Origin of the sequence: Synechococcus sp. R5-12 (assembly GCF_047502655.1) — a bacterium.
Classification (GTDB): Bacteria; Cyanobacteriota; Cyanobacteriia; order Thermostichales; family Thermostichaceae; genus Thermostichus.
This window is the reverse complement of record NZ_JANSIM010000209.1, coordinates 1-5,839: the sequence shown is the minus strand read 5'-3', so window position 1 is coordinate 5,839 and position 5,839 is coordinate 1. Positions and strand designations below refer to the sequence as shown.

Below are 5,839 nucleotides of genomic sequence, written 5' to 3'. Positions count from 1 at the left end.
TACGGGTACAGTGCGGGGCTCCTGCGATTTCTAGCTGAGAGTATCATCGCCTTCGATCGACAGGTAACCCTTGAGGATCAATGGGTTCTGGAAAGCACCGACTACGATGTTCCCCTTGATATCAAGGCGGAGCAGCACATGTTCACGGATAAACCCGGCATTGTCATGCGTCGCAAGCTGGCTGCCCTTTTGAAAGCTCACGGAGAGGTGGAAGCGCGGCGGAGCAGGGATCCCGAACCCACGCCAATGGTCGGGCAGACCCAAAAGAGGGGCCGGAGCAGCCCCCCTTGGGTTTGAGAGTCTTGATTAGATTCCTCGTCAGAGCAGGGAGAGGCGCTCTCCTCGTAACTGGAACTACTTGATCTTGACGGTAGCGCCGGCTTCTTCCAGCTTCTTCTTGATGTCGTTGGCTTCCTCTTTGGCAACCCCTTCTTTGACGGGTTTGGGAGCCGCCTCGACCAGATCTTTGGCATCCTTCAGACCCAAGCCGGTCAACTCGCGCACCACCTTGAGGATGGCGATCTTCTTGTCGGCTGGCACAGCCTCGAGGATGACATCAAAGGCAGTTTGCTCTTCCACCGGCTCAGGGGCTGCCGCCGGAGCTGCCGCCGCCGCTGCCACAGGAGCTGCCATGACCATGCCGCCGGCTGGGGCTGCTGCACTGACGCCAAAGGTTTCCTCGATGGCTTTCACCAGCTCGGAAGCTTCCAGCAAGCTCAAGGCTTTCAACTCTTCCAAAATCTTTGCAACGCGCTCTGAAGACATGATGGTTTCTCCTTGGGGGTAACAGAATCGATACACAGGTTTGGGCTGATGAACTGAAGCCCTTTATGCGGCCTCCTTGTCGGCAATGGCCCGGATGGCCCGCCCCAGAGAGGCTGGGATCTCGTGGATACCGCGCGCCACTTGCGTGGGCACAGCATTGAGCCCGACCGCCAGGCCGGTGGCCACCGACTTGAGGCTGCCCGCCACTTGGGCCATGAGCACTTCCTTGGGCGGTAGCTCGGCGATGGCCTTGGCCTGCTCCAAGGTCAGGGATAGCCCTTCAATGCCAGCACCGCGGAACTCGGTTTTCTTGGTTTGCTTGGCAAAATCTTGATACGCCTTCAGGGCGGCTGAAATATCGCCCCGAATCAAGATAAAGGCCGTCGGCCCCGCCAAAAAGGGAATGATCCCTGCCCAAGCTTTTTGGTCGGCGATGGCCCGCCGCATCAGGGTATTCTTAACAACCATGCAAACCGAATCCGATTTGCGCAGCTCTGCCCGCAGTTGATCCATCTCCGAAACGGTCAGCCCCTTGTAGTCGATCACCAGCACCATTTGGCTGGCTTGTAGCAGGGATCGGACTTTATCGACGATCTCCGCTTTCTTGGCTACAGGTTGCTTGCCCATGCGCTCACCTCCTTTGTTGTCAATGGTCACCCAGGGTTAACGGGTGGTGAATCTGGGTTCTGCCAAACAGAATGCGTCCCAGCCGTGGCCGAGACGCATGGAGATAAGCGCACCATCAAAAGCGATCCAAGAAGGGATCCCTTTGAACTTCGCTCAAACCTCGGCAGGACATTAAGCCCGCGGGCACCTGCTGTCTTCGGCTTGCTATTCGACTGGGGAAAGATGTTCTGCCGGGATCCTCCTCCAAATTACACTCACTCAAACCCTTTTCAACCCATCGCAGCGCCGAAGCAAGGCTTAAGTTGCCAACTTCAGCTCCCGCAGGGCATTGATATCAACCTCAATCGAGGGCCCCATTGTAGCAGAAACGTGTAGGGTTCGCCAATACTTGCCCTTGGCTCCAGAAGGACGGTTGCGATCGATGGACTCCTGCACTGCCTTTAGGTTCTCCAGCAGAGCTTCGACGGGGAACTTACACTTGCCGAAGATCAAATGCACAATGCCGGTGCGATCCGCCCGGTACTCCAGCTTGCCGGCTTTAAACTCTTTGATCGCCTGGGCCAGATCCATGGTCACCGTTCCCCCCTTGGGAGAGGGCATGAGGCCGCGCGGCCCCAACAGCCGCCCCAGCTTGGCCACTTGGGGCATCACATCGGGGGTGGCGATCAGAAGGTCAAAATCCATCATGCCCTTGCTGATTTCCTCGATCAGGTCTTCATATCCAACCCGATCCGCCCCTGCATTTTGGGCCTCCACCACTTTCTCGCCGCGGGCAATCACCGCCACCCGGATCTCTTGGCCGGTGCCCCTGGGCAAGACCACGGTGGTGCGCAGTTGTTGGTCGGCGTACTTGGGATCGATCCCCAGGCGGATGTGAACCTCTGCCGCCTCTTCAAATTTGGCGGTGGCCGTCTCTTTCATCAGGGCCAAAGCGGCTTCGGGAGCATAGGCAATGGGCTTCACCTTCTCCCGCAAAGCCTGCATACGTTTGGAAAGCTTTCGAGCCATCGTTTCTCCTCGGGGTACTGACGAGAACTTCTCTCCCCCACAGTGGTTTGCTAGAACAACTTTTTCAAGACCGTGAACACCTCAGACCGGGCAAGGGATCCCTCCATCAATCCACCACCGTCACCCCCATGCTGCGAGCAGTTCCGGCAATAATTTTCATGGCCGCCTCCACATCGTGGGCATTCAAATCCGGCAGCTTCTGCTCGGCGATCTGGCGCAGTTGAGCTCGGGTCAGGGATCCCACCTTGGTTTTGTGGGGCTCGCTGGAGCCAGACTCAATGCCCAGAGCCTTCTTGATCAACACCGAAGCTGGCGGCGTCTTGAGGACGAAGGTAAAGCTGCGATCCTCGAAGATGGAGATTTCAACAGGCACCACCATCCCGGCCTGATCCGCCGTCTTGGCGTTGTACTCCTTACAAAAGGCCATGATGTTGACCCCGTGTTGACCCAAGGCTGGGCCAATGGGGGGAGCGGGGGTGGCCTTGCCCGCCTGAATGGCCAACTTGACCACGGCCACCAACTTCTTAGCCATGAAACGCAGTTACACCTCTTTTCGCACTTGACCAAACTCTAATTCTACCGGGGTATCGCGCCCGAAAATTGAGATCAACGCCTTGAGCTTGCCCCGTTCTGGGCTGACCTCCACCACCTCGCCGTAGAAACCTTGGAAGGGGCCGGACAGCACCTCGATGCGATCCCCAGGTGCCATGTCGATCTTGAGGGGCACTTCCTCCACCTCGACGCTGCTGAAGATGCGCTGCACCTCACTTTGGCTGAGGGGACGCGGCGTAACATGCCCCCGACCGCGACCGTAGGCCCGTTTTTCTTCCGTGCCAACAAAGTTGATCACATTGGGGGTTGTTTTCACCACCATCCAAGTGTCGTCGTTCATGTCCATGCGTACCAGGACATAGCCGGGAAAAATCTTCTCCTCTTGCTCCTGGCGCTTGCCGGTTCGATCCAGCTTGAAGCCCGTTCGCTTCGGGATCACCACCTCGACAATTTGATCCGCCACATCCAAAGCAGCCGCCCGTTGCATCAGGGTGCTCTTCACTTTGTTTTCGCAGCCGGAAGCCACCTGCACGGCGTACCAGCGCAGGTTACGACGCTCTTGACCTTCCCCCTCGTCCGGTTCCGGGATCGCGTCTGCAGGCTCAAAGTGCTCCACACGGCCCCCACGACGTTTTCGCTGCTGCTCTGGCCTCATCACCTCACATCCTCCCTGTAGCCATCCTTGAACATGACTCTCTTGCCCCTCAGGACAGAACATCACAAGAACAGCTGAGTGGCTACCCAAGCAAACACTTGATCGACCAGGTAGATGAAGGAAGCAAAAGCCAACACAATCAGTAAGACCCCTACCGACTCGCCGATCAATTGCCGGCGGCTCGGCCAAACAATCTTGCTTAATTCTGTGCGGGTCTCTTGAATAAAACCCGGGATCCCTTTGGGTGCGGTGGAACTGTCTTTGGAGTGGCCCCGGCTGGCGGGATCCAAACGCTGCTCCGTATCGGCTTTGCTGGAGGGGGTGCTCTTAACCACGGCGGTGTTCTCCTAATGGATCCCGAAAACGGTGTACCGCATTTCAGCAGGCACGGGATCGGCTTTGCGATCCTAACAGATTTACCGGGAATGGGATCCAACCTTAGGGAGTGGGGGTGGGCTCAGGTGTCAAGGAAGCGGGAGAAAGCAGCAGGGAGCGGCGGCGGGATTGGTTAAATTGCTCCACAGCAGCATCGACGCTGGCCTTCCCGTCCCAGCGGGAAGCGGCACTTTGGCGAGAGAGGAAGTCGGCAGCCCGGAAGAGATCGTTGACGTTAATGCTGGTGCCATCGAACAGAGGGGGATTGCTGTCGCGGCGAATGGCCTCGTTGACACTTCCGCTTTGGGCCAGGGCCACCCCAGAACCGCTCAGAACCGAGCTCAAAGCCATCCCCACCAGAAGCAGCACTGGGGGCGAGGGGATCCCACGCCAGCAGACGGGCGATGGATTCAGGAGACGGTTGAGAAGCTTGCCGAGCATGATTTATTTCTCCGCTTCGTTTACACGAGGGTGCTGCTCCGCCAGCCCCTCTACCAACAACTGCTGCTCTTCGGCGGTCAAGGGGCGCTTGGCCAACAGGTCTGGCCGCCTTTGCCAGGTTCGAACCAGCTGCTGCTGCAGACGCCAACGGGCAATTGCTTGATGGTCGCCTGAGAGGAGTACCGGCGGCACCTTGTACCCCTGAAACTCTGGCGGGCGGGTGTACTGAGGATAGTCCAGCAGCCCCGCCTGGAAGCTTTCCCTCTTTAACGAGTCTACCTTGCCCACAGTGCCCGGCAAGAGCCGCACCACGCCGTTGATCAGGGCCAGCGCCGGAATTTCCCCCCCGGTCAGGACAAAATCCCCCAGCGACACCTCGCGGGTGGCCAGGTATTGGCGGATGCGTTCGTCAAAGCCTTCGTACTGGCCACACAGCAGGATCAGCTGCGCCTTCTGGGCCAGCTCCTGCAGCAGCGCCTGGTTTAGCGGTTGCCCCTGGGGCGTCAGCAGAATGATCTCGCAGGGATCCAACCGGGGCAGGGAGGCGACAGCAGCGAAGAAAGGCTCTGGCTTGAGCACCATGCCCACCCCACCCCCGTAGGGCTCATCATCGACACGGCGGTGCTTATCGGTGGCGAAGTCGCGTGGATTGGTGCAGTGGACTTCGGCGATCCCCTGCTGTAGGGCTTTGCCCACCAGCCCAATGCGCAGCGGCGTTTCAAAAAATTCGGGGAAAAGGGTAAGGATATCGAACCGCACAGGACTCAGGACGAGGTGCGCAACCGCTCCAAATCCAGGCGCAAGGACTCAATCTGATGGATCAGCTCCATCAACTCAGCCATCTCTTCTCTGGAGATAGCCGGCTTGTTGGGGGAGGAAGCTGGTGTCGGGGGAGCATTCTCGACAGGCGCTTCAGAGTCAGGACTTGCCGAGGGGGCGTTGGCGGCTGGATCCCTGAGACTCTCAACGTAACGAATTGCCTCCTGCTCGATCAACTCTCCCTTTTGCTCCAGCTCTGCCGCCAGTTGGCCCAAGTCCATCGAGAGGCGGTTGAGGTTTTCGGTGCGCTTTTCCGGGTCTTGCAGGATCTCCACCAGAGCGGTGGCCGTGCCGTAAAAAATGTGGCGAGCCCGCGTGAACCAATCTGAAGAGTGAGAACTCATGGCAGCAGAAAGAGGTGGGTTGTGGATTATTCTAGGCGATCCACCCGACGGGATGAGCCCAAGGATACAAGCAGAATACCCGGCGTTCGAGGACAGACTGGAGTCTAGTTCTCCAAAGTCTTGAGGGCAATCTCAACCTGAAGACAGGGTTTAATCGACGGCGCGGATCTCGCCACTGTTTAGGCGCTCCACAATCGATTCCAGCAGTTCGTGCTGATACATTTACGCTGAACACTGCTGAACATCACTGTTC

9 protein-coding genes, 1 pseudogene and 1 other annotated feature are annotated in these 5,839 nt (G+C 58.1%); of the genes and pseudogenes, 1 reads left to right on the top strand and 9 read right to left on the bottom strand.

The features are described from left to right. A pseudogene (locus tag NW843_RS10940) lies at positions 1-297 on the top strand (hypothetical protein); the annotation flags it as partial. A gap of 57 nt (positions 298-354) precedes the next feature. On the opposite strand, the gene rplL reads toward NW843_RS10940, so the two are convergent. The 9 genes from rplL to NW843_RS10895 all read right to left on the bottom strand — a co-directional run bounded on the left by rplL (position 355) and on the right by NW843_RS10895 (position 5,586). After that, complete coding sequence (gene rplL / locus NW843_RS10935; protein WP_414329114.1) at positions 355-765, bottom strand: 50S ribosomal protein L7/L12; 411 nt, start codon at positions 763-765, stop codon at positions 355-357. Positions 766-828: 63 nt separating this feature from the next. Beyond that, entirely contained in the window at positions 829-1,392 is a 564-nt protein-coding gene (gene rplJ / locus NW843_RS10930) for a 50S ribosomal protein L10 (protein ID WP_414522951.1), read from the bottom strand. A 58-nt stretch (positions 1,393-1,450) separates the two neighbouring features. Next, positions 1,451-1,610 (bottom strand) — a sequence feature (ribosomal protein L10 leader region). A 79-nt stretch (positions 1,611-1,689) separates the two neighbouring features. After that, on the bottom strand, positions 1,690-2,400 hold the full coding sequence (gene rplA / locus NW843_RS10925; RefSeq protein ID WP_011432850.1) for a 50S ribosomal protein L1: 711 nt from the start codon (positions 2,398-2,400) through the stop codon (positions 1,690-1,692). A 106-nt stretch (positions 2,401-2,506) separates the two neighbouring features. Continuing rightward, the gene (gene rplK / locus NW843_RS10920; RefSeq protein WP_011432849.1) at positions 2,507-2,932 is read right to left on the bottom strand and encodes a 50S ribosomal protein L11; all 426 of its coding nucleotides are present in this window, start codon (positions 2,930-2,932) and stop codon (positions 2,507-2,509) included. Positions 2,933-2,941: 9 nt separating this feature from the next. Further along, complete coding sequence (nusG, locus tag NW843_RS10915; protein ID WP_414342805.1) at positions 2,942-3,607, bottom strand: transcription termination/antitermination protein NusG; 666 nt, start codon at positions 3,605-3,607, stop codon at positions 2,942-2,944. A gap of 62 nt (positions 3,608-3,669) precedes the next feature. Next, the gene (gene secE / locus NW843_RS10910) at positions 3,670-3,942 is read right to left on the bottom strand and encodes a preprotein translocase subunit SecE (protein ID WP_011432847.1); all 273 of its coding nucleotides are present in this window, start codon (positions 3,940-3,942) and stop codon (positions 3,670-3,672) included. A gap of 103 nt (positions 3,943-4,045) precedes the next feature. Beyond that, positions 4,046-4,423: a hypothetical protein gene (locus NW843_RS10905; protein ID WP_414522950.1), complete on the bottom strand. Its 378-nt coding sequence runs from the start codon at positions 4,421-4,423 to the stop codon at positions 4,046-4,048. Between the two features lie 3 nt (positions 4,424-4,426). Continuing rightward, positions 4,427-5,182, bottom strand: a complete 756-nt coding sequence (gene trmD / locus NW843_RS10900; RefSeq protein WP_414522949.1) for a tRNA (guanosine(37)-N1)-methyltransferase TrmD — start codon at positions 5,180-5,182, stop codon at positions 4,427-4,429. A gap of 5 nt (positions 5,183-5,187) precedes the next feature. Next, on the bottom strand, positions 5,188-5,586 hold the full coding sequence (locus NW843_RS10895; RefSeq protein WP_414522948.1) for a hypothetical protein: 399 nt from the start codon (positions 5,584-5,586) through the stop codon (positions 5,188-5,190). Positions 5,587-5,839: the final 253 nt, after the last annotated feature.